The sequence below is a fragment of the Streptomyces sp. NPDC093064 genome, assembly GCF_044754605.1.
GTDB lineage: Bacteria > Actinomycetota > Actinomycetes > Streptomycetales > Streptomycetaceae > Streptomyces.
Genome location: NZ_JBIVPK010000009.1, coordinates 197,808 through 217,063 on the forward strand (window position 1 = coordinate 197,808; position 19,256 = coordinate 217,063).

18 protein-coding genes are annotated in these 19,256 nt (G+C 72.2%); 9 read left to right on the top strand and 9 right to left on the bottom strand.

Annotated elements, in window-relative coordinates:
* Window positions 1-58: 58 nt before the first annotated feature.
* Complete coding sequence (locus ACIQFZ_RS14270; protein WP_402691315.1) at window positions 59-1,945, top strand: MFS transporter; 1,887 nt, start codon at window positions 59-61, stop codon at window positions 1,943-1,945.
* A gap of 117 nt (window positions 1,946-2,062) precedes the next feature.
* Here ACIQFZ_RS14270 and ACIQFZ_RS14275 read toward each other — a convergent pair whose 3' ends face one another.
* The 3 genes from ACIQFZ_RS14275 to ACIQFZ_RS14285 all read right to left on the bottom strand — a co-directional run bounded on the left by ACIQFZ_RS14275 (window position 2,063) and on the right by ACIQFZ_RS14285 (window position 4,670).
* Window positions 2,063-2,938: a MerR family transcriptional regulator gene (locus ACIQFZ_RS14275; RefSeq protein WP_365776132.1), complete on the bottom strand. Its 876-nt coding sequence runs from the start codon at window positions 2,936-2,938 to the stop codon at window positions 2,063-2,065.
* A 127-nt stretch (window positions 2,939-3,065) separates the two neighbouring features.
* Window positions 3,066-3,587, bottom strand: a complete 522-nt coding sequence (locus tag ACIQFZ_RS14280) for a glutathione peroxidase (RefSeq protein ID WP_365418808.1) — start codon at window positions 3,585-3,587, stop codon at window positions 3,066-3,068.
* Between the two features lie 9 nt (window positions 3,588-3,596).
* Window positions 3,597-4,670: a helix-turn-helix domain-containing protein gene (locus tag ACIQFZ_RS14285; RefSeq protein ID WP_402691316.1), complete on the bottom strand. Its 1,074-nt coding sequence runs from the start codon at window positions 4,668-4,670 to the stop codon at window positions 3,597-3,599.
* Between the two features lie 81 nt (window positions 4,671-4,751).
* Between ACIQFZ_RS14285 and ACIQFZ_RS14290 the strand changes: the two genes are divergently transcribed.
* From ACIQFZ_RS14290 to ACIQFZ_RS14300, 3 genes are all read left to right on the top strand, one after another.
* Complete coding sequence (locus ACIQFZ_RS14290) at window positions 4,752-6,005, top strand: MFS transporter (RefSeq protein WP_402691317.1); 1,254 nt, start codon at window positions 4,752-4,754, stop codon at window positions 6,003-6,005.
* 406 nt (window positions 6,006-6,411) lie between these two features.
* The gene (locus ACIQFZ_RS14295) at window positions 6,412-6,573 is read left to right on the top strand and encodes a hypothetical protein (RefSeq protein WP_383056241.1); all 162 of its coding nucleotides are present in this window, start codon (window positions 6,412-6,414) and stop codon (window positions 6,571-6,573) included.
* 251 nt (window positions 6,574-6,824) lie between these two features.
* Complete coding sequence (locus tag ACIQFZ_RS14300) at window positions 6,825-7,229, top strand: hypothetical protein (RefSeq protein WP_402691318.1); 405 nt, start codon at window positions 6,825-6,827, stop codon at window positions 7,227-7,229.
* Window positions 7,230-7,288: 59 nt separating this feature from the next.
* Here ACIQFZ_RS14300 and ACIQFZ_RS14305 read toward each other — a convergent pair whose 3' ends face one another.
* The 4 genes from ACIQFZ_RS14305 to ACIQFZ_RS14320 all read right to left on the bottom strand — a co-directional run bounded on the left by ACIQFZ_RS14305 (window position 7,289) and on the right by ACIQFZ_RS14320 (window position 11,824).
* Window positions 7,289-8,188 (bottom strand): carbohydrate ABC transporter permease, encoded by a 900-nt coding sequence (locus ACIQFZ_RS14305; protein ID WP_365418797.1) that lies wholly within the window; start codon window positions 8,186-8,188, stop codon window positions 7,289-7,291.
* Window positions 8,185-9,219, bottom strand: coding sequence for a carbohydrate ABC transporter permease (locus tag ACIQFZ_RS14310; protein WP_376652035.1), 1,035 nt, complete (start codon window positions 9,217-9,219; stop codon window positions 8,185-8,187). The genes ACIQFZ_RS14305 and ACIQFZ_RS14310 overlap by 4 nt, the downstream gene beginning before the upstream one ends.
* Window positions 9,220-9,363: 144 nt before the next feature.
* Window positions 9,364-10,608 carry an extracellular solute-binding protein gene (locus ACIQFZ_RS14315; RefSeq protein WP_402691319.1) on the bottom strand — a complete coding sequence of 415 codons (1,245 nt, stop codon included), beginning with the start codon at window positions 10,606-10,608 and terminating at the stop codon, window positions 9,364-9,366.
* Window positions 10,609-10,756: 148 nt separating this feature from the next.
* Window positions 10,757-11,824, bottom strand: coding sequence for a LacI family DNA-binding transcriptional regulator (locus ACIQFZ_RS14320; RefSeq protein ID WP_365433158.1), 1,068 nt, complete (start codon window positions 11,822-11,824; stop codon window positions 10,757-10,759).
* Between the two features lie 122 nt (window positions 11,825-11,946).
* Here ACIQFZ_RS14320 and ACIQFZ_RS14325 point away from each other — a divergent pair, with 122 nt between their 5' ends.
* Window positions 11,947-14,067, top strand: coding sequence for a glycogen debranching N-terminal domain-containing protein (locus tag ACIQFZ_RS14325; protein WP_402691320.1), 2,121 nt, complete (start codon window positions 11,947-11,949; stop codon window positions 14,065-14,067).
* A 108-nt stretch (window positions 14,068-14,175) separates the two neighbouring features.
* Here the strand turns inward: ACIQFZ_RS14325 and ACIQFZ_RS14330 are convergent, their stop codons facing one another.
* Entirely contained in the window at window positions 14,176-14,868 is a 693-nt protein-coding gene (locus tag ACIQFZ_RS14330) for a hypothetical protein (protein WP_383056228.1), read from the bottom strand.
* Window positions 14,869-15,160: 292 nt separating this feature from the next.
* Here ACIQFZ_RS14330 and ACIQFZ_RS14335 point away from each other — a divergent pair, with 292 nt between their 5' ends.
* The 3 genes from ACIQFZ_RS14335 (at window position 15,161) to ACIQFZ_RS14345 (ending at window position 17,165) form a co-directional block, all read left to right on the top strand.
* Complete coding sequence (locus tag ACIQFZ_RS14335) at window positions 15,161-15,784, top strand: hypothetical protein (protein WP_402691321.1); 624 nt, start codon at window positions 15,161-15,163, stop codon at window positions 15,782-15,784.
* Window positions 15,785-15,870: 86 nt separating this feature from the next.
* The gene (locus tag ACIQFZ_RS14340) at window positions 15,871-16,431 is read left to right on the top strand and encodes a SigE family RNA polymerase sigma factor (RefSeq protein WP_365432821.1); all 561 of its coding nucleotides are present in this window, start codon (window positions 15,871-15,873) and stop codon (window positions 16,429-16,431) included.
* A complete protein-coding gene (locus tag ACIQFZ_RS14345) occupies window positions 16,431-17,165 on the top strand; it encodes a hypothetical protein (protein ID WP_365432824.1) in 735 nt (244 codons plus the stop codon). The genes ACIQFZ_RS14340 and ACIQFZ_RS14345 overlap by 1 nt, the downstream gene beginning before the upstream one ends.
* A 77-nt stretch (window positions 17,166-17,242) precedes the next feature.
* Here the strand turns inward: ACIQFZ_RS14345 and ACIQFZ_RS14350 are convergent, their stop codons facing one another.
* Entirely contained in the window at window positions 17,243-17,887 is a 645-nt protein-coding gene (locus ACIQFZ_RS14350; RefSeq protein WP_402691336.1) for an RraA family protein, read from the bottom strand.
* A gap of 162 nt (window positions 17,888-18,049) precedes the next feature.
* On the opposite strand from ACIQFZ_RS14350, the gene ACIQFZ_RS14355 reads away from it, so the two are divergent.
* Window positions 18,050-19,009, top strand: a complete 960-nt coding sequence (locus tag ACIQFZ_RS14355; RefSeq protein ID WP_402691322.1) for a D-2-hydroxyacid dehydrogenase family protein — start codon at window positions 18,050-18,052, stop codon at window positions 19,007-19,009.
* Window positions 19,010-19,256: the final 247 nt, after the last annotated feature.

Here is a 19,256-nt window from a genome sequence, read left to right on the forward strand (position 1 = left end):
GTCGCCGGTCGCGGGACGCGGCCGCGAACAGAGAACAGGACACGGGGAGTGCCGTCAGGTGGCCACAGCGGATCCGACACGCGCCGACGACGCCGAGCCGGGCCCGGGGAACGGTCCGCGAATAGGCGCGTCCACGACTGACACGGACGGTGACCGCGGGCGGCCGGACGGCCCGGTGGGCGACCCCGGGGGCGATCGGGACGGCGAACGGTCCCGCGCCCGGTCGGCGGTCATGGCGGTGCGGGAGCGGATGCTGCGGCACCCGGTCCTGTCCGTCACCGTCCTGGCCGGTCTGCTCCACATCGTCTGGTTCTTCACGTTCGCCAACAGCGGCGGCGACCTCGCGGCGCAGGACGCCTGGGCCGAGTTCGTCGGCCGGCACCCCGACTCGGCGTACAACCTCGCCTGGTACGGCGGCATGCACCCGGTGTCGTACAGCGTGGTGTCGCCGTATCTGATGTCCCTCCTCGGCGTCCGTACGACCATGATGATCGCGGGCACGGCCTCGGCGGGCCTGCTGACGCTGGTCCTCATCCGCAGCCGCTCGGTCAGGAACCCGCTGTGGGCCGCGCTGATGGGCGTCTTCGGGCTGCTGTGCAACGCGGTGTCGGGCCGGGTCACCTTCGGGCTGGGGACGATGTTCGCGCTGGGCGCGGTCGCGGCCGTGTTCTGCTGGCCGCACCGCTGGCGCTTCAAACGCTGGGCGAAGGCGCTGGTCGCGGCTCCGCTGGCCGCGCTCGCCACCATGTCCTCGCCGGTCGCGGGCCTGTTCGTGGGCCTGGTCGCGGTCGCGCTGTTCTTCCAGAAGCGCCGCCCGGGCGCCTGGGCGCTGGGCCTGGCGCCGGCCGCGGTGGTGGCCGCGTCGGCCTGGCTGTTCCCGTTCTCCGGCACCCAGCCGATGTCGTTCGCCTCGGTGATCCTGCCCCTGGCCTACGCCGTGTTCGCCGTCGTCCTCGTCCCCCGGGAGTGGAAGACGGTCCGGATCACGTCCGCGGTGTACGGCCTGGCGGTCGTCCTGGTCTGGCTGATCAGCTCCCAGATCGGTTCCAACATCACCCGGCTGGCCATGCTGTTCGGCGGGGTGGTCCTGGTGGCGGCGCTGCCGTTCGCGGTCCCGCGCTCGCGCACCTGGTACACGATCGTGCTGGCCGTCGCCGTCTTCGTCGGCTGGATAGGGTTCAAGTCGGTCGACGACATCGTCAACACCACGCCCGCCGCCTCCTGGGCGCGCGAGCTGGCCCCCCTGGTCAACCAGTTGCAGCAGGTGGGCGCGGAGAAGGGCCGCGTCGAGGTGGTCCCCGCCCGTTCCCACCGCGAGGCCTCCGCGCTGGCGCCCTACGTCAACCTTGCCCGCGGCTGGAACCGGCAGGCCGACATGCAGCGCAACCCGCTCTTCTACGACGACACGCTCAACTCGGCGAACTACCACGACTGGTTGCAGCGGTGGGCGGTGCACTACGTGGTGCTGCCCAAGGGCGAGGTCGACGGCAACGGCGGAGAGCGCGAGCGCGCGCTGGTGCAGGAGGGCATGCCGTACCTCAAGCAGGTCTGGGGCGACGCCAACTGGCAGCTGTTCAAGGTCACCGACCCGGCGTCGCTCGCCGAGCCGGACGCGGTCGTCGAACGCGCCGAGCAGGGCGAGATGACCCTCCAGGTGCGCAAGGCCGGCCGCGTCCTCATCCGCATCCCGTACTCGCCCTGGCTGAGCCTCGTCGACGACCAGGGCAAGAGCCTCAAGCCGCCCCAGGAGACCGACGCCTCCAAGCACCGCGCCAAGGGCGAGCCGAAGACGTACGACAACGTCAACGGCTGCCTCATGGAGACGGAGCAGGACGCCGAGGGCGACAAGTGGACCGTGCTGGTCGCGCCGAAGGCGGGCACGTACCGCCTGGCGGCGCCGTACCAGCTGCCGCGGGGCACTCCGTGCCCGGACGAGTTGAAGTGACCGCTGCCGGGTGCGGGGGCGCTGGGGACTGCCGCCCCCGGACCCCCGCTCCGGCCTGAACGGCCTCGTCCTCAGAACGGCCTCGTCCTCAGACGCCGGGCGGGCTGGTCGGTCCGCTCACCTCACCGGAAACGCCACGTCGCACACCGGGTCCTCCGGCCCCGACGCCTCCCAGTCCGCGAAGTACACCTCCCGGCAGGGTCCCGCCTGCTCCAGTCCTCGTTCGGCGATCCACTGCTCCACCGCGCCGAACGCGGCCAGGATCTGCGGATGGGCCACCTGCGCCTTGGTGATCCGGGTGTAGGCCAGCCGCTGCGCAGGCTCCACCCGCACCTTCGTCTCCCAGGCCCGGCCCCGCGCCTCGGCCCACGCCCGGGCGGCCGCCTCGTCGGCGACGGGCACACAGGCCTCGGCGGGCCCGTCGCTCTCCATGGACACCTCGGCGTGGTAGACGACGAACGGCGCCGCCGTGACGCCCCCGCACTCGTCGGCCGCCGCCAGCAGCCGGGTCAGCGACGCCCCGATCCACGCGGGCAGCTCGTCCGCCAGGGTGTGCCGGGTCTCGGTGATCACCACCTGCCCGGGTACGCCGACCGTTTCCACCTCGAACTTGCCGTACATCTCGGAGCTCCTCCCCGACAGTCGTCCACGGAGGTACTCGGCGAGGGTCCGCTGGCCGGCCACCCGTGCCTCGACGGCCGCCCAGTACGCGGCGAGCCGGTCGGCCGCGTCCGCGCCGTCCACCTCGACGGCCTCGACCACCTCGGCGACCCGGGCGAGCGGCATGTCCAGCTCGCGCAGCAGTGCCACGAGCCGGGCCCGCTCGACCTGGGACCCGCGGTAGTAGCGGTAGCCGCTGGACGCGTCGACGTGCGCCGGGACCAGCAGGCCGAGACGGTCGTACAGCCGCAGGGCCTTGGCCGACAGCCGGGCCCGCGCGGCGAACGCGCCGATGGTGAGCAGTTCCTCGTCCACGCCCTCATCCTCCGTCACCGGGCGGCCTGTTCCGCCCGGCGAAAAGGACGCTCCGCCCTGCCCCAGGGGCAAGGTCAACACCTCTGGGGCGGGCCCTTCGGGCAAGGCCCGTGGGACGGGCGTGGGACGGGCGTGGGTCGGGCCTTCAGGCGAGGTGCTCCTCGACGGCCGCGACCAGCTCGGCGGCCTCGGGACCGGTCTGCGGGGAGAACCGGGCGACGACCTTGCCGTCCCGGCCGACCAGGAACTTCTCGAAGTTCCAGCGGATGTCCCCGCTGTGGCCCTCGGCGTCGGCGAAGCCGGTCAGACGCTCGTAGAGCGCGTGCCGCCCCTCCCCGTTCACCTCGACCTTCTCGGTCATGGGGAAGGTGACGCCGTACGTGGCGGAACAGAACTCGGCGATCTCCTCGGCGCTGCCCGGCTCCTGCCCCATGAACTGGTTGCACGGCACCCCGAGCACGGTGAAGCCCTGGCCTGCGTATCGCTCGTGCAGTTGTTCGAGTCCGGCGTACTGCGGGGTGAGCCCGCACTTGGACGCCACGTTCACGATGAGCACGACCTGCCCCGCGTACTGCCCGAGGCCGGCCGACCCGCCCTGGAGAGCGCCGATCTCCACGGCCAGGGGGGAGTCCGGGGCGATGGCGCCGCTGCTGTCTGAAGTCGTCATGACCGGATGCTAGCCGCGCGGGGACGGCAGCACCGAGCGGGCAGTCCCCTGGCCCGGGCTCGACCCTGCGCCGGTCTCTGCGCTCGTGCCGGCGCTTGTGCCCGTGCCTGTCCTTGAGGCTGCCGCCTCGATGAGGACCTGGCCCGCCCCCGTCCGGGAGTACAGCACCGATCGTCCGGCCCGCCGGCGCTCCACCAGCCCCGCGTCCAGCAGTACGCGCAGATGGCGGCCCACGGAGCCCAGCTTCTGCCCGGTCACGGCGGTCAGCTGGGTGGTGCTGAGCGGCGAGTCGAGCAGGAGCAGAACCTGCGCGCGGGTACGGCCCAGCAGCGCGCCGAGGCCCGCGGGCACGGCGGAGCGGCGCGCGTCGGTGTCGGCGAGGGCGCCGGCGCAGGGGTAGACGACGGCGTACCGGCGCTGCGTCTCGTCCCACGACACCCAGCCGGCCTGTGGGGTGACCGGTACGAAGACGAGCTGGGCGCCGGAGATCTCGCGCGGCGGATACTCGTGCAGGTTGACCTGGAACCGGCTCTCGCCGAGCCAGCGCGTGCCCGGCCGCAGGGTGTCCAGTACCGCCGCCCAGCCGCCCCGGCTGACCCGCGCGGTCCGTGCCGCGACATCGGCTTCGAGGACGCGCCGCCGCCGGGCCCAGTAGGGCCGTACGGCGTCCGCCCAGACGTACTCCAGGAGCCGGGCCGCGCGCTCGGGCAGGTCGTCCCGCTCCAGCGCGGAGGGCAGTGGCCCGGCGAGCGAGGTCCGCAGGTGCGCGCGGGCGTCCGCCGGGTCGGTGGCGCGCACCCTCTCCACCCCCTCCTCGAAGGTCTCCTCGTCCCGTGGCGTGGGGGTGAGGAAGTCGGCGATCCAGTCCCGGCCGAGTCCGGCGCGGACGAGGAGGGCGGTGACGGGGTCGTCGGCGAGGAGCCGCCGGTAGGCGGGCAGGTGCGCGCGCAGCCACGCCTGTTCGCCGGGATGCCCGCCGGTGCCCGCGTGCAGCAGCTTCAGGCTCGCGAAGGTCTCGGCGAGCGGCGAGAGCAGGAACCGGCTTCCGGCGAGCGTGTCGGCGTTGACCTGCCACCAGCCCATGGACCCTCCCGCCCCCGGCGACCTTTCGCACCTGTCCGAAACAATAACCACCGGCGCCGTGCCCGCCCGAGACTCCGGCGCATGCGCAGTTATCAACAGCTCTTCCGCACCCCGGAGTTCACCCCGCTCTTCCTCGCGTCCTGCGCGCAGACGGTGGCCCAGACGGCGAGCGGACTTGCGCTCGGCACCCTGGTGTACCGAGCGACGGACTCGCCGCTGCTCTCCGCGGTGAGCATGTTCGGCCCCTCGCTGGCCCAGGTGCTCGGCGCCACCCTCTTCCTGTCCGGCGCGGACCGGCTGCCGCCACGCCGTGCGCTGGTGGGCGTGTGCCTGTCCTTCGCGGCGGGCACGGCGCTGCTGGCGGTGCCCGGCCTGGCGCTGTGGGCGGTCTTCGCCGTGGTCCTCGCGCAGGGGCTGGTCGCCTCCCTGGGCGGAGGAGTCCGCTGGGGACTGCTGAACGAGATCCTGTCCAAGGACGGCTATCTGCTGGGGCGTTCGGTGTTCAACATGATGAGCGGCGTCATGCAGATCGCCGGGTACGCGACGGGCGGGGTGCTGGTGGCGGCCCTGTCACCGCGGGTCTCGCTGCTGCTGTCCGCCGTGCTGTACGCCGTGGCGGCCGTGGTGCTCCGCCTCGGCCTGACCCACCGGCGGCCCCGTGCCTCCGGCCGCCCCTCGGTCTCGGCGACCTGGCGCACCAATGCCCTGCTGTGGTCGTCCCGCCGGCGCCGTCTGACCTACCTGGGCCTGTGGCTCCCCAACGGCCTGGTGGTCGGCTGCGAGTCCCTCTACGTCTCCTACGCCCCCGCCGCGGCGGGCACGCTGTTCGCGTGCGCGGCGCTCGGCATGCTGGCCGGCGACGTGACGGTGGGCCGCCTGCTGCCTCCGGCGGTACGGCGCCGGGCGGCCACGCCGCTGCTCCTGCTCCTGGCCGGCCCGTACCTGCTCTTCGCTCTCCACCCGCCCGTACCGGTGGCCGCCTGCCTGGTCACCCTCGCCTCCGTCGGCTTCGGCGCGAGCCTGGTGCAGCAGGAGCACCTGATGAACTCGACCCCCGACGAACTGGCCGGCCACGCCCTGGGTCTGCACTCCGCGGGCATGCTCACCCTCCAGGGCGTCAGCGCCACCCTGGCCGGCACGGTCGCCCAACTCACGACCCCCGCGACGGCGATGACGGCGACGGCCGCGGCCTCGACGGCGGTGACCCTCACCCTGGCCATCGCGTCCCGCCGCCCTGACACCGAGAAGTACGAACCCTCTTCACCCAGGCCCTCCCGCCCCACCGCCCAAGCAGCCCCACCCCCAGCGCCAGAAGAAGAGCACCCCAGTCGATGACATGCGGCAACCCGGGAAAGAACGCGAAGAACGCAACAACGACCCCGAACCCAACCCCGAACCCACAAACCCCGGCCCAGCGCGGCCACCCCCACTGCTCACCCATGCACGACTCACCCCGCGACCCGACGACACCGACCCACCCACCACACCCTGTTGAGATGGAGGCGGGCGCACGCCTTGCCTTAACGAGGGAGCGTCTGAGGAGAGTTGGTCCGCATGGCGTTGATTCATCCCCTCGTCGTGCGTCCTGCCCCGCGAGGTGCGATAGGTGCGGTTGCCGGTGTCCGCGTAGGTGAAGTCGATACGCCAGTTGCAGAAGCCACTGCTGAGCGCTCCCACGAAGGCGCAGTCGACACCGGCGTTCTGGTAGGTGATCCGGAGTGCGCTGCCGCGGATGATGTGCGTGAACATGCAGCCCGTGGGGACCTTCATGGTCACACCGCCCACGCTGTACTCGAAGGTCCGAACGGGGGTCGAGCCGACTGCCGAAGCGCTGGCGCCCGTCGCCGAGGTGAAAACCAGCGCGCCGGCGGCACCGATGGCGGTGATGAGCCGTGCGACCTGAGGAATGGCCATGGTGATCCCCTCCTGATGGCCCCTTGCCAATCACGGGGGACAACCGCGCCCAGACAGGGCGAGTTGCGGGACGCCGACGCGGTTCACCGTCCCAGGTGACCACGGAACGCCCCTGCTGACCTGCAGAAACGTTATGGACGGCGCGGCGGGTTGTACTACCCGCCGCGGCGCCCGGTGGGTGGCTTGGTGTGGTTGTGTTGGGGCCTGTCCGGCGGATCATGGTGCTGGCAGAGTGTGCCCGTGAGTTACAGCGTCTTCCTGCTCCGGTTTGTGGACGGCGAGGCCGTCGCTCTGGACGTCGAACGGTTCCGGCGGATGACCGGGCCTTACGCGGCGGCGGGCGGCCTGGAGGAGGGCTTCACCCAGCTCCGCGCGGAGGATGGGGGTGAGGCGGACCTGTACCACGCGTCCCAGGCCGAGGACGGGATGTCGTCCGTGATGGCGACGCACTTCGCCCGTGGCGCGATGAGCGGCGTGCTCGCCCGGCTGGCGGCAGCCCTCGGGGCCTCGATAGTGCCCCAGGACGGTGGCGCGCTGATCTTCCACGAGGACGACCGCCGTCATCTCCCCGCGCAGCTCAAGGAGAAGGCGGTTGTCATAGACCCCACGGCGGACGCGTTCGAGGCCGTGTTCGACGCGCTCTGAGCTTCTCCGCCCGACAAGTGCGGGCCGCGGCGCTTGGTGGGTGGGTTGGTGTGGTTGTTCTAGTCCTTGACCGCCCCCGCGTTCGCGCCCTGGACGAAGTGGCGTTGGAAGCAGAAGAACAGGATTGCCACGGGGAGGGTCGACAGCAGGGCCGCGGCCAGTTTCAGGGGGTACTGGGTGCCGCCGCCCAGGCTGCCGGAGACCATGCGGGCGAGGCCGGTGGTCAGGGTTTCGTACTGGCTGGACTGGGTGGCCACGAGGTAGTGGGTGAACTCGTTCCAGGAGCCCTGGAACGCCAGGATCGTCACGGTGATCAGGGCGGGCCGGGCCATCGGCAGGACGACCGACCAGAAGGTGCGGAATACACCGGCGCCGTCGACGCGGGCGGCTTCCTCCACCTCCCGGGGGATCGACTCGAAGAACTGCTTCATGATGAAGACCTGCGCCGCGTCCACCAGCAGCGGCAGGATCATGGCGGCGTAGGTGTCGAACAGCCCGAAGGTGTTGAGCACCAGGAACCTCGGGATCAGCAGCACTATGGGGGGCACCGCGATCACGGTGAGGAGGAACCCGAACAGCAGCGTGCGGCCGGGGAAGCGCAGCCGGGCCAGCGCGTACCCGGCCATCGACGCGAACAGCACCCGCCCGGTGGTGACGACGACCGCGACGAACACCGAGTTGCCCAGCCAGCGCAGGAACGGCACACCCTCCCCGGCCTGGCTGATCCCGAACAGCCGCTGGTAGGCGGCGGTCGTCGGGGTGACCGGGAACAGTCCGAGGGGATGGGCCGCCGCGTCCGGGTCCGTCTTGAACCCGGTGACCAACTGGATGGCGAACGGCATGAGATACAGCAGCCCGAGCGCCGCCACCAGCACGTACCCGAGGATCCGCACGGGCCGGGGGAAGCGTCCGAGCACCGGACGGCCCTGCGCCCGGGCGGCCGTGGAAGGAGCGCTCATCGGTTCCTCCGGGGACGGGCGGCGCGCTCGCGCAGCAGGAAGCGCTGGAGGGCCGTCATGGTCAGGATCAGTACGAGCAGGACGAAGGCGATCGCCGCGCCCTGGCCGAAGTCGGCGTCGTCGAAAGCGGTGGAGTAGGACAGGAACGCCGGCGTGAGCGTGGTGTTGCCGGGCGCGCCCTGGCTCATGACGTACACCTGGTCGAAGACCTGCCAGGTGGCGATCAGACCGAGCGTGAGGACGAGGAACAGCACGGGCCGCAGCGCGGGCAGCGTCACGTACCTCAGCATCTGGAAGCGGCTGACGCCTTCGATCGCGGCTGCCTCCTCCAGCTCGCGCGGGACGTCCTGGAGGGCCGCGAGGAAGATCAGCATGAAGGTGCCGGAGGTCGTCCACACCGCGAGCAGGATGATCGTGCACATCGCGACCGACGGCCCGGACAGCCACTCGAACCAGGACAGCCCCATGAAGGAGTGGTCGGCCAGCGCACCCGAGGGATGACCGGTGTCGACGATGCCCAGGCCGCCGAGCAGCAGGGACAGCACTCCACGCGGGTCGTTGAACCAGTTCGGGCCCTTCACCCCGATCCAGGACAGCGCGGTGTTGACGGCTCCGCTGCCCTGGAACAGGAAGAGGAAGATCGTGGAGACCGCGATCGAGCTGGTGACCGAGGGGAAGAAGAACGCGGTGCGCAGGGCGCCCCGGGCGCGCAGCAGCCGCTGATTGACGATGAGCGCCAGACCCAGCGCGAGGAGGGTCTGGAGCGGCACGGTCAGCAGCACGTAGTACAGGTTGTTGCGCAGGGAGGTCGCGAACAGGGTGCGGTCGAGCCCGTCGTGGGCGAGCAGCGTCCGGTAGTTGTCCAGGCCGACGAAATCCGCCTGCGTGCTGAACGGGTTGGACTGCCCGTCCCAGTGCAGCAGGCTCACCCACAGCGCCATCAGGGTCGGCAGGACCAGGAAGAGGCCGAGGATGAGCACCGCGGGGCTGACGAACAGCCAGCCCCAGGCGCCCTCCGCGCGGCGCCCCACCCGCCGGGTGGGCGCCGCAGACTTCGGGCCGGGCCCGCCGGGCGTGTCAGGTTCGCCCGGCGGGCCGGCCGTACGGGACCCCTGGCCGGCGCGGGAGCGCGGCTCCGGCTGGGGGTGGTGTGGCGTACGCGCGGACACGGTGGGTCAGTTGCCCTTCGTGAGCGCCGCTTCGCCGTTGCGCTGCAGGTCGGCGAGGATCTTCTTCGGGTCGGAGGTGGCCAGGCCCGCGAGGTCGGTGTTGAACTGGCCGAGCACCTTGTCGAATCCGGCGAGGGTCACCGGGCCCTGCGCGTAGGCGCTTCCGTCGACCCACGCCTTCGCGGCGGGGTTCTGCTTCGCGTACTCGGCCAGGGCGCTGGTGCGCGAGGGCATCACGCCGAAGGCGTCGGCGTTCTTCAGCTGCTGCGCGCTGGAGTTGAGGTACGTCACCAGGTCGACGGCCGCCGCCTGGTGGGCGCTCTCGGCGGCCACGCCCCAGCACTGGCTGAAGGCGAGCGTGCCCTGGCCGGCCGGACCGGCGGGCAGCGGGACCACCTTGTACTTGACGTCGGGGTAGTCGGCCTTCATGGCGCCGTCGAGCCAGTTGCCCTCGATGGTCATGGCGGCCTTGCCCTTGCCGAAGGCCTCGCCGCCCCAGTTGGTGTCGACCTGGTTGGCGTACTTCATGGAGCCGGACTTCAGCAGGGACTGCACGTAGGTCAGCGCCTGCACGTTCTGCGCGCTGTCGGCGGTCATCTTCGTCTGGTCGGCGTTGGTCATCCAGCCGCCGGCCTCCTTCATGAAGACGCCGAGCCGCGCGTGTTCGGCACCCACGACCAGCCCGGTCGTACCGTGCCCGGTCAGCTTGCCCGCGACCTTCTTCAGCTGGTCCCAGGTCGTCGGGTAGTCCTTCTCGGTCAGCCCCGCCTTCTCCCACAGGTCGGTGTTGACCGCCAGCGCGAGCGTGGAGGTGTCCTTGGGCAGGCACATCAGCTTGCCGTCGTGGGTGAAGGAGGCGCGCAGCTGCTCGGAGAAGTCGTCGGCGTCCTTGACCTTGTCGCCGTAGGCGTAAAGGGAGCCTCCTCTGGTGTAGTTCGCGAACTGGTCGGAGTTGACGTAGAAGGCGTCCGGCGGCTTGTGCCCGGCGAACGCCTGGGCGAGCTGCTGGTTCATGTCCTTGGCGACGTCGACGGTCACCTTGTTGCCGGACTCCTTGGCGTACGCGGCGGCCGCCTCCTTGACGGCCTTGGTCTCGGCGTCGCCGGAGCTGGCTATCAGCACCGTCAGGTGCTGGCTGGAGCCGGTGTCCTGCTCCTTCTTCTTGTCGCCGCCGAAGCTCGACGAGCAGCCCGCGGTGGCCAGGAGCGCCGCGCAGGTGGCGAGGGCCGTGGCGGCCGTACGGTGGGACATGGATTCCTCCGGGGATCGGGGATGTGAGTGGCGGCTCCGCCCGGCGGCGCGCATCACGGCCGGGGGGTGGAGGAGGAAAGAACTCGGGGTGGAACGGCGCCAGTTGGGGCGGCGCCGGCCCTGGTGCCCGGCGTCTGCCGGGCCGTCGTCAGACAGCGGGCGCGACCGCGTCCGCAGCGGGTGCGCGGGTGCTGTCCCGGACGACCAGGGATGGCGGCAGCAGGATGCGTTCGGGCGGCGCGTCGGGAGCGGCCATCCGCGCCAGCAGCAGCCGTACGCACTCCCGGCCGACCTCCTCCAGCGGTTGGGCGATGGAGGTCAGTGCGGGGGACAGGAGTTCGGCGGTCGGCGAGTCGTCGAAGCCGACCACGGCGACGTCGCGGCCGGGGACGGATCCGCGCTCGCGCAGCGTCTGGTAGCAGCCGAGCGCCAGCATGTCGCTGGCCGCGACCACCGCGGTCGCCCCCGCGTCCAGCAGCGGCTTCACGGCGGCGCGGGCCGCGTCGATGTCGTTCACGCTCTGCGCGCGGCGCCCGCGGGTCGGCAGCCCGTGCCGTTTCATGGCCCGCTGCCAGCCCTCGGCGCGGTCGTCACCGGCGCCGGAGGAGCCGCGCCCCCAGCCGAGGAAGGCGATCCTGCGATGCCCCAGGCCGATCAGGTGCTCCACGGCGGCGTCCGTGCCCGAGGCGCCGTCGACGTCGATCCAGTCGCCGATCTGCCGCCGCGACCACATCCGGCCGAAGGCGACGAACGGCACGTCCCGCTTGGTGAGCCAGGCCTGGCGTGGGTCGTTGTGCTCGGTGCCGCTGAGCACGAAGCCGTCGACCTCGTGCTGGTCGAGCAGTTCCTCGTAGCCGTCCAGGGTCGGCGTGCCGGGCTGGCAGGCGAACAGCAGGATCCGGTAGCCGGCCTCGTCGGCGGCCTGCGACAGGGCGTGCAGGAACCGGTCGAGGACGGGGCTGCTGGCCGGGGAGGGCAGGATGCCGTAGCCGATCAGCTTGCTGGAGCGGGTGCGCAGCGTCTGCGCGGCCCGGCTGGGGCGGTAGCCCATCTCGTCGATCACCCGGCGGACCCGCTCCAGGGTCTCGGAGCGCAGCAGGTCCGGCGAGTTGATCGCGTTCGACACGGTCTGCGGGGAGACCCCGGCCCGGCGGGCGACCATGGCGAGCGTCACCGGGCCGCCCCTGGCGGGCGGGTCGTTGCTGGAGCGGGCCATTGCGGGCCTCCGACGTGCAGAGGGAACGATGAGCGTGTTTTAGCGTTCCAAAAGCATTGTCAGCGCTCTGACGAGTCACTTAGTGTCTTTGGAACGATCAAACGCTGAGAGGTTCTACTCCCTTGGACTCGACTGTCAAGACCCCCGACACCAACGGCTCGGTCACGCCGCCCCCTGCGGTGACCGAGGGCCTTCAGCCGTTTCTGCACGACGCGGTCGTCACGCTGTACGCCCCGACCTTCGTGATCTCGCGCGCCGACGGGGCCCTCGGCGGCGGCGCGGACGGCTTCTTCCACGGTGACCGCCGGGCGCTCTCCCGGCTGACCGTCGCGGCCGACGGCATCCCGCTGGCGCCGGTCGGGCACGGGCTGCGCGGGGCGGACCGGGCGGACTTCCGGTCGATCCTGCGGGGGCTCGGAGAGGTGACGGCGGACCCCGCGGTCGCCCTGCACCGGCGCCGGACCACGGCCGCCGGCCGGCTCGAGGAGGTCCTCGAAGTCACCAACGCGGGCACCCAGTCGGTTCGTTTCCGGCTGACGGTCACGGCCGCCACCGACCTCGCCACCATGGAGCAGGTCAAGTCGGGTCGCCTGGTGGAGATGGCGCCCCCGCAGGCCGCCGGCACCGACGAACTGTCCTGGGCGAGCGACGGGTTCGCCGTGCGCCTGACCAGCGAGCCCGCACCCGACGCGCTGGATGTGGCGACGGGCCGGCTGTCGTACGACATCGCCCTGGAGCCGGGTACCTCGTGGACGGTCACCCTGCGCTGCACCGCGGCCCACGTGGACGGCGACCAGTTCCCGGCGCCCCCCGCCGACTCCGTACCGTGGCGCACCCCCGTCCTGCGCAGCGCGGACCGGGGCCTCGACCGGTGGCTGGAGCAGTCCCTCGCCGACCTGGACCGCCTGCGCCTGACCGACCCGCGCTCGCCCGGTGACCGGCCGGACCAGTTCCTCGCCGCGGGCGCTCCCTGGTTCCTGACGCTCTTCGGCCGCGACTCGCTCTGGGCCGCCCGTATGCTGCTCCCGCTCGGCACCGAGCTCGCGGCCGGCACCCTGCGCACCCTCGCCCGCCGCCAGGGCGGCGTCACCGACCCGGCCTCCGAGGAACAGCCGGGCAAGATCCTGCACGAAGTCCGGCGCGACACCTCGGCGTTCAGCGACACGTTCTCGCTCCCACCGGTGTACTACGGCACGGTGGACGCCACCCCGCTGTGGATCTCGCTGCTCCACGACGCCTGGCGCTGGGGCCTGGCGCCGGAGGAGGTCGAGCGGATGCTGCCGCACGCCGAGTCGGCGCTGGCGTGGATGCGCGACCAGGGGGACGCCGGCGGTGACGGCTTCCTCAAGTACGTCGACCTGTCGGGCCGGGGCCTGGCCAACCAGGGCTGGAAGGACTCCGGCGACTCCATCCGGTACCGCGACGGCAGCCTCGCCCAGCCGCCGATCGCGCTGTGCGAGGTACAGGCGTACGCCTACGAGGCCGCCCGCGGCGGAGCGGCGCTGCTGCGGTCCTTCGGCCGCCCGGGGGCCGACGAGTGGGAGGAGTGGGCGGACCGGCTCGCCGCGCGCTTCCGCGAGCGCTTCTGGGTGGAGGACGAACGGGGCCCGTACCCGGCGGTCGCGCTGGACGGCGACGGCAGGCCGGCCGACACGGTCACCTCGGGCTTCGGCCACCTCCTGGGCACGGGTCTGCTGAACCACGAGGAGAGCGCGCTCCTGGCCGCCCGGCTCTCCGGCGGCGACCTGGACGCGGGCCACGGTCTGCGCACGCTGAGCAGCGAGGCGGTGGGCTTCAACCCGTACGGCTACCACATCGGTTCGATCTGGCCGCATGACACGGCGATCGCCGTGCACGGCCTGGTCCGGTCCGGCTTCCCGGACGCCGCGGCGTCGCTGGCGGACGGCCTGCTGACGGCGTCCGCGGGCTTCGACGCCCGGCTGCCCGAACTCTTCGCGGGCCACGGCATCGAGGCCGGCCCGCGCCCCGCGCCCTATCCGGCGTCCTGCCGGCCCCAGGCGTGGGCGGCCGCGTCCTCGGTCCTCGTCCTCCAGTCGGCCCTCGGCCTGAGCGCGGACGTCCCCGCCGGCACCCTCACGGTGACCCCGGGCTTCGCCGGCACGTACGGCCCGCTGACGCTCACCGGGCTCCAAGTCGCCGGAGGCCGCCTGGACATCACGGTGAGGGCCGACGGATCGGCGGAGGTGTCGGCTCCGGAGGGGCTGACGGTGATCACCGGCTGATCCCTTGGCGAGGGGCCCGGCTGCGGGCGGCGGGCTGCGGGCTGCCGTAGGTACGGGCGGGGAGGGGACGGGCGGCGGCGCGCGGTCGGTCGGTCGTAGGAGGTGGCGTCACTCGTCGTCGGGTGGCGCCGAGGACTCCGCGAGCCGTTCGCCGATGTCGTCCGCCCATTCCTGGGCCCAGCGGCGGAGCTCGGCGATGGCCCGGTCGTCGAGCCCGCAGGCCGCGAACTCGCGGTCGTCGATCCATTCGGCGCCGACGAGCCGGGTCTGCAGATCGCTGAGGTCGAGGGCGTCACCGGCGTGGCGGCGGCCGAGTTCCTCCAGCTCCGGGTGGCTCCACCGGTCGGCGGCCGCGTGGACGTCGACGAGGTCGGGGGCGAGCCCCTGATCGGCCAGTGCGCGCACCCTGGTGCCGACGAGGTCCTCGACGGAGAGGACCGGGCCGAACTCGCCCGCCTCCAGCGGCCGCCACAGCACTTCCTTGAGCACCTGCACGGCGTACTCCTCCCCGGCCCCGGCCCCGGCCCCGACCTCCGGGATACCGACCACCAGCCGGGCCGCCAGCGGCTCCGTCCCCGACGTCCGCACCCGCCAGCCGCGCTCCTCCAGGCCGGCCCGTACCGCCGCGACGATGTCCCCGGTCTCGACCGGGCTCTCGGTGGCCACGTCGACGTCCCGGCCGGGCCGGTCCACCAGCCCGTGCGCCCGCACCGCGTCCCCACCGGCGAGCGCCAGCCCGTACGGGGCCCCCACCGCCAGCAGGTCGCCCAGCAGCCGCCGCCGCACCTCACCGACGTTCATCCGGCGCCCCCGCCGTCCGCGAACGGCCCCTGCCCGGACCGGGAACACGAGCACTCGGCCGCGACGGCGCACCGTGAGGGGATCATGCCCCGATTATCGCCGCCGGGCGCCGAGCGGAGCGGGAACAGCGCCCGGGCGCGCGTCGGCCCGGAACGCCGCTCGCGAAGAAATTCCGCGGGGGTGTCATCCGGAAGGGAACCCGGAGGGGTTTGAACGGGTGGAGAGGCGCCCTCCTTCCCACCGTCAGCCTGGATCCCCCAAGGGTCCGTGTTCCGCTAGGAGTTGCCCGTTCATGAAACGGACGCTGAAGTATCTGACCTGCGCCGCCGTCACCGCCGCCGTGGCGGGGATGGCCACGGTGTCGTACGCCGTGCCCGCGGCGGCACCGCACGGCACGGTCACGAAGGCGGGGGCGGCGCAGACCCAGGCCGCTTCGGCCTCGAAGGCCCGGGCCGTCACGGCCGTGCAGGCGACGGCGAAGAAGACCGCCCCGACGCCCCGTGTCGTCGCCCCCGGTGAGCACGTGACGGCCGTCCCCGGCTTCGAGCTCTGGCTCACGGCCGAGGGCAAGCACTGGACGACGCCCTCCTCACCCGACCCGCAGTTCCGCAGCGTCGTCGACGGCAACATCGACAGGAACGCCCCCGGAGTCTCGCTCCAGTCCGAGATCACGGACGACAGCGCCTACTTCTCCGGCCTGTACTACGGCGGCAAGGGCACCGCGTCCAGCGTGGAGGTCGAAACGGCGGACGGGACGGTGCACGGCAAGCTCATCGAGCTGCCAGGCAAGCCCGGATGGGGCGTCTGGTACGCCACCGCCGACGTCAAGCCCGGCAGCGACTCCTGGGACTACGTGTCCCGGGTCACCGTCCACGACACCAAGGGCAAGATCTACGCCCGGTTGTCGCTGAGCTGATCCCCCGGCGGGGACCCGCCGCGGTCCCCGCCCCGGCTCGCCCGGGCTCTTCTCCTCCCCGTACCCGACCCACAGGAACCGCATCCGTGCCCCAGTACGAGAGATTCGCAGCCTCCTCCGGGAGCACCGACTTCGCCGCCTACGCCGGTGCGGCCTGGGCTCGTCTGCTACGGACCGCCGTCCTGCTCACCGGCGACCACCACGAAGCCGAGGATCTCGTGCAGACCACCCTGGCCAAGGTGTACGCGCGCTGGGGGCGCATCCCGCACGAGGACGTCGACTTCTACATACGACGCTCACTCGTCAACAACAACCTCAGCCGGATCCGCAGGAGACGCGTCACGCATCTGCTGATGCCGTTCCTGCCCGAGCGGGTGCACCAGCCGGACAACGGCCATGCCGAGTCCGTCGAGCGCCGCGCCGCGGTCATGGAGGCGCTCGCCACGCTCTCCGCGCGGCAGCGGACGGTGCTGGTGCTGCGCTACTGGGAGGACCTCGCCGAAGCCGACATCGCCGAGGTGCTCGACTGCTCGATCGGAACGGTCAAGACCCATGCGCGGCGCGGCCTCGCGGCTCTGCGATCTCATCCTGCCTTCGACGCCTCCGGCGCCTCCGACCGCTCCCATCCCGTCTCCGGAGCCCACTGATGAATCACCCCAGAACCGAAGCAGATCCAGCCCCGGGACACGCCGAGACCGAACGGCTGCGTCGGGCACTGACCGAGGTCGCGTACGACATCACACCCTCCCCGCTGCCGCTGGCGGCCGTGGAGCGCCAGGGCCGGCGGATCCGGCTCAGGCGGCGGACGGCCGTACTCGGCGCCGGGTGCGGGCTGCTGCTGGTGCCCCTGGCCGTCGTCGTGCTGCCCGGCACGGAATCCGGCGCCCCCAGCGTCACGTCCCCGGCGGCGTCCGCGTCCGTCTCGCCCTCCACCTCGCCCTCCGCCTCGCCGGCCGCCCCGGCCCCGACGCCGCGGATCGTCGCCTCCGGCGAGCATGTGACGGCCGTCCCCGGCTTCGAGCTCTGGCTCACGGCCGAGGGCAAGCACTGGACGTCGCCGGCCTCACCCGACCCGCAGTTCCGGAGCGTGGCCGACGGCAACATCGCTCGGAGCAACCCCGGCGTCAACCTCCAGGAGGAGTCCGGGGACGGCAGCATCTACCTCTCCGGCGTGTACTACGGCGGCAAGGGCACCGCGTCCAGCGTGGAGGTCGAAACGGTGGACGGGACGGTGCACGGCAAGCTCATCGAGCTGCCCGGCAAGCCCGGATGGGGCGTCTGGTACGCCACCGCCGACGTCAAGCCTGGCAGCGGCTCCTGGGACTACGTGTCCCGGGTCACCGTCCACGACACCAAGGGCAAGATCTACGCCCAGTGGTAGTCATGGTGATCCGGCGGGCAGGGCCCCGGTGAACGAGGTCCCCCTGCCTCGAACGGCTGTGGCCCGTCCGGGCGGTGTCAGTTCTCGAAGCCCTGGTCGTGCAGGATCCCGTGGACGCGGGTGCGGTGGGCCTCCTCCCACGCGTCGAGGGTCTCGTCCGCCTCCTCGGCCAGCCGGGCCCGTGCGGCGGCGAGGATCTCCTCGCTCCGGGCGGCCGGGACCACCACGACGCCGTCCTCGTCGGCAACCACGACGTCGCCGGCGCTCACCTTCGCCCTGCCGCAGGTCACCTGCGTGTTGAGCGGCTCCACGGTCTTCTTGCCACCCGGGATCGGGATGACGCCCCGGGCGAAGACGGGGAAGCCCGCCTCGCGAACTTCACCCAGGTCGCGGATCAGGCCGTCCAGCACGAAGGCCGTGACGCCGCGGCGCTGCGCCACGGCGCAGACGTTGCCGCCTGCCAGGGCGTAGTCCAGGTCGCCGGACTCGACGACGATGACGGAGCCCGGGGCGGCACGGTGAATGGCCGCGTGCAGCATGAGGTTGTCACCGGGAGGGCACCGCACGGTGAACGCCGGCCCGGCCACGCGGGGCACCGGGGACCACAGCGGGCGGATGCCGATGTCCATGACCTGCGCCCGGCCGAGGAGGTCGGCCAGCGTGGTCGTCGGGATGTCCGCGAATCCGGCGGCGGGAGCGGTGGCTTCGGTGGCGTCCGTCATGGCGTCCGTCATGGCACCTCTGATCGTCTCGAGTGTGGTCGTCCCTGTGGCTGCCCGCGTTCGACAGTACGAGCCCTTGTCGCCCCTGGTCCACCAGGTTCGCCGGACAGTGGTGTGATCGAACCGACTGATCAGTCCGAACCAAGGACGGAGACCACCGACATGCCACTGCGCTGCGCCGTGCTCGACGACTTCCAGGACGCCGCCCTCGCCTCCGCCGACTGGAGTTCGGTCGAGGACCGAGTGGAGATCGTCACGTTCCGCGAGCACATCTCGGACGAGGACGAACTCGCCAACGCGCTCGCCGACTTCGACATCGTCGTCACCCTGCGCGAACGCGTCCCCTTCCCGGCCGCGCTGTTCGACCGCCTGCCCCGCCTGAAGCTGCTCGTCGCCTCCGGCATGCGCAACTCGGTCATCGACTACGCCGCCGCCGAGCGGTGCGGCGTCACCGTGTGCGGGACCGGAAGCTCCTCCACCCCGCCGGTGGAACTGACCTGGGCGCTGCTGCTCGGCCTCGCCCGCGACCTGGTGACCGAGAACAACGCGCTGCGCGCGGGCGGCCCCTGGCAGTCCACCGTCGGCGCCGATCTCCAGGGCCGCCGCCTGGGTCTGTTCGGCCTCGGCAAGATCGGCAGCCGGGTCGCGCAGGTGGGCCTCGCCTTCGGGATGCGGGTCGGCGCCTGGAGCCGGAATCTCACCAAGGAGCGCACCGACCAAGTGGGCGTGGAACTCGCCGCCTCCAAGGAGGAGTTGCTGTCGAGCAGCGACTTCGTCTCCGTCCACCTCGCGCTGAGCGACCGCACGCGCGGCCTGCTCGGCGCCGCCGAACTCGCCCTCCTCAAGCCCACCGCGTACCTGATCAACATCTCGCGTGCCGCCATCGTCGACCAGGACGCACTGCTCGCCGCCCTGCACGAGGGCCGGATCGCCGGTGCCGGAGTGGACGTGTTCGACGTCGAACCGCTCCCCGCCGGCCACCCGATGCGCACCGCCCCGCGCCTGCTCGCCACGCCCCACCTCGGCTACGTCTCACAGGCCAACTACGCGACGTACTACGGCGACGCCGTGGAGGACATCCGGGCGTACCTGGCGGGCGAGCCGGTACGCCGTCTGGGGTGACCCGGGCCTGCGGGTGGGTGACTGGATGGCCGGGTGACTGGGCGGCCGGGTGGCTCGGCGGCTGAGTGATCGGGGGCTGGGTGATCGGGGGCTGGGGGCTGGGGGCCGATCCGCTTCGGCCCGTGTGTCCGTGCTTGTGGGCGGTGCGCCTCATGGGCTCTTCGGTAGCCGCAGCCCCGTGTAGTTCCCGCGCCGCACCTGGTCCTTCGCGAACGTGGCGCAGTCTCCTGGATCACCGACCGGCCAG

What these genes read in the sequence shown, in the direction of transcription:
- ACIQFZ_RS14280 (WP_365418808.1), bottom strand. Translation starts at nt 3,587, where the DNA reads ATGACGACTTCAGACAGCAGCGGCGCCATCGCCCCGGACTCCCCCCTG.
- ACIQFZ_RS14285 (WP_402691316.1), bottom strand. Translation starts at nt 4,670, where the DNA reads ATGGGCTGGTGGCAGGTCAACGCCGACACGCTCGCCGGAAGCCGGTTC.
- ACIQFZ_RS14290 (WP_402691317.1), top strand. Translation starts at nt 4,752, where the DNA reads ATGCGCAGTTATCAACAGCTCTTCCGCACCCCGGAGTTCACCCCGCTC.
- ACIQFZ_RS14305 (WP_365418797.1), bottom strand. Translation starts at nt 8,188, where the DNA reads ATGAGCGCTCCTTCCACGGCCGCCCGGGCGCAGGGCCGTCCGGTGCTC.
- ACIQFZ_RS14315 (WP_402691319.1), bottom strand. Translation starts at nt 10,608, where the DNA reads ATGTCCCACCGTACGGCCGCCACGGCCCTCGCCACCTGCGCGGCGCTC.
- ACIQFZ_RS14320 (WP_365433158.1), bottom strand. Translation starts at nt 11,824, where the DNA reads ATGGCCCGCTCCAGCAACGACCCGCCCGCCAGGGGCGGCCCGGTGACG.
- ACIQFZ_RS14330 (WP_383056228.1), bottom strand. Translation starts at nt 14,868, where the DNA reads ATGAACGTCGGTGAGGTGCGGCGGCGGCTGCTGGGCGACCTGCTGGCG.
- ACIQFZ_RS14335 (WP_402691321.1), top strand. Translation starts at nt 15,161, where the DNA reads ATGAAACGGACGCTGAAGTATCTGACCTGCGCCGCCGTCACCGCCGCC.
- ACIQFZ_RS14345 (WP_365432824.1), top strand. Translation starts at nt 16,431, where the DNA reads ATGAATCACCCCAGAACCGAAGCAGATCCAGCCCCGGGACACGCCGAG.
- ACIQFZ_RS14350 (WP_402691336.1), bottom strand. Translation starts at nt 17,887, where the DNA reads ATGACGGACGCCACCGAAGCCACCGCTCCCGCCGCCGGATTCGCGGAC.
- ACIQFZ_RS14355 (WP_402691322.1), top strand. Translation starts at nt 18,050, where the DNA reads ATGCCACTGCGCTGCGCCGTGCTCGACGACTTCCAGGACGCCGCCCTC.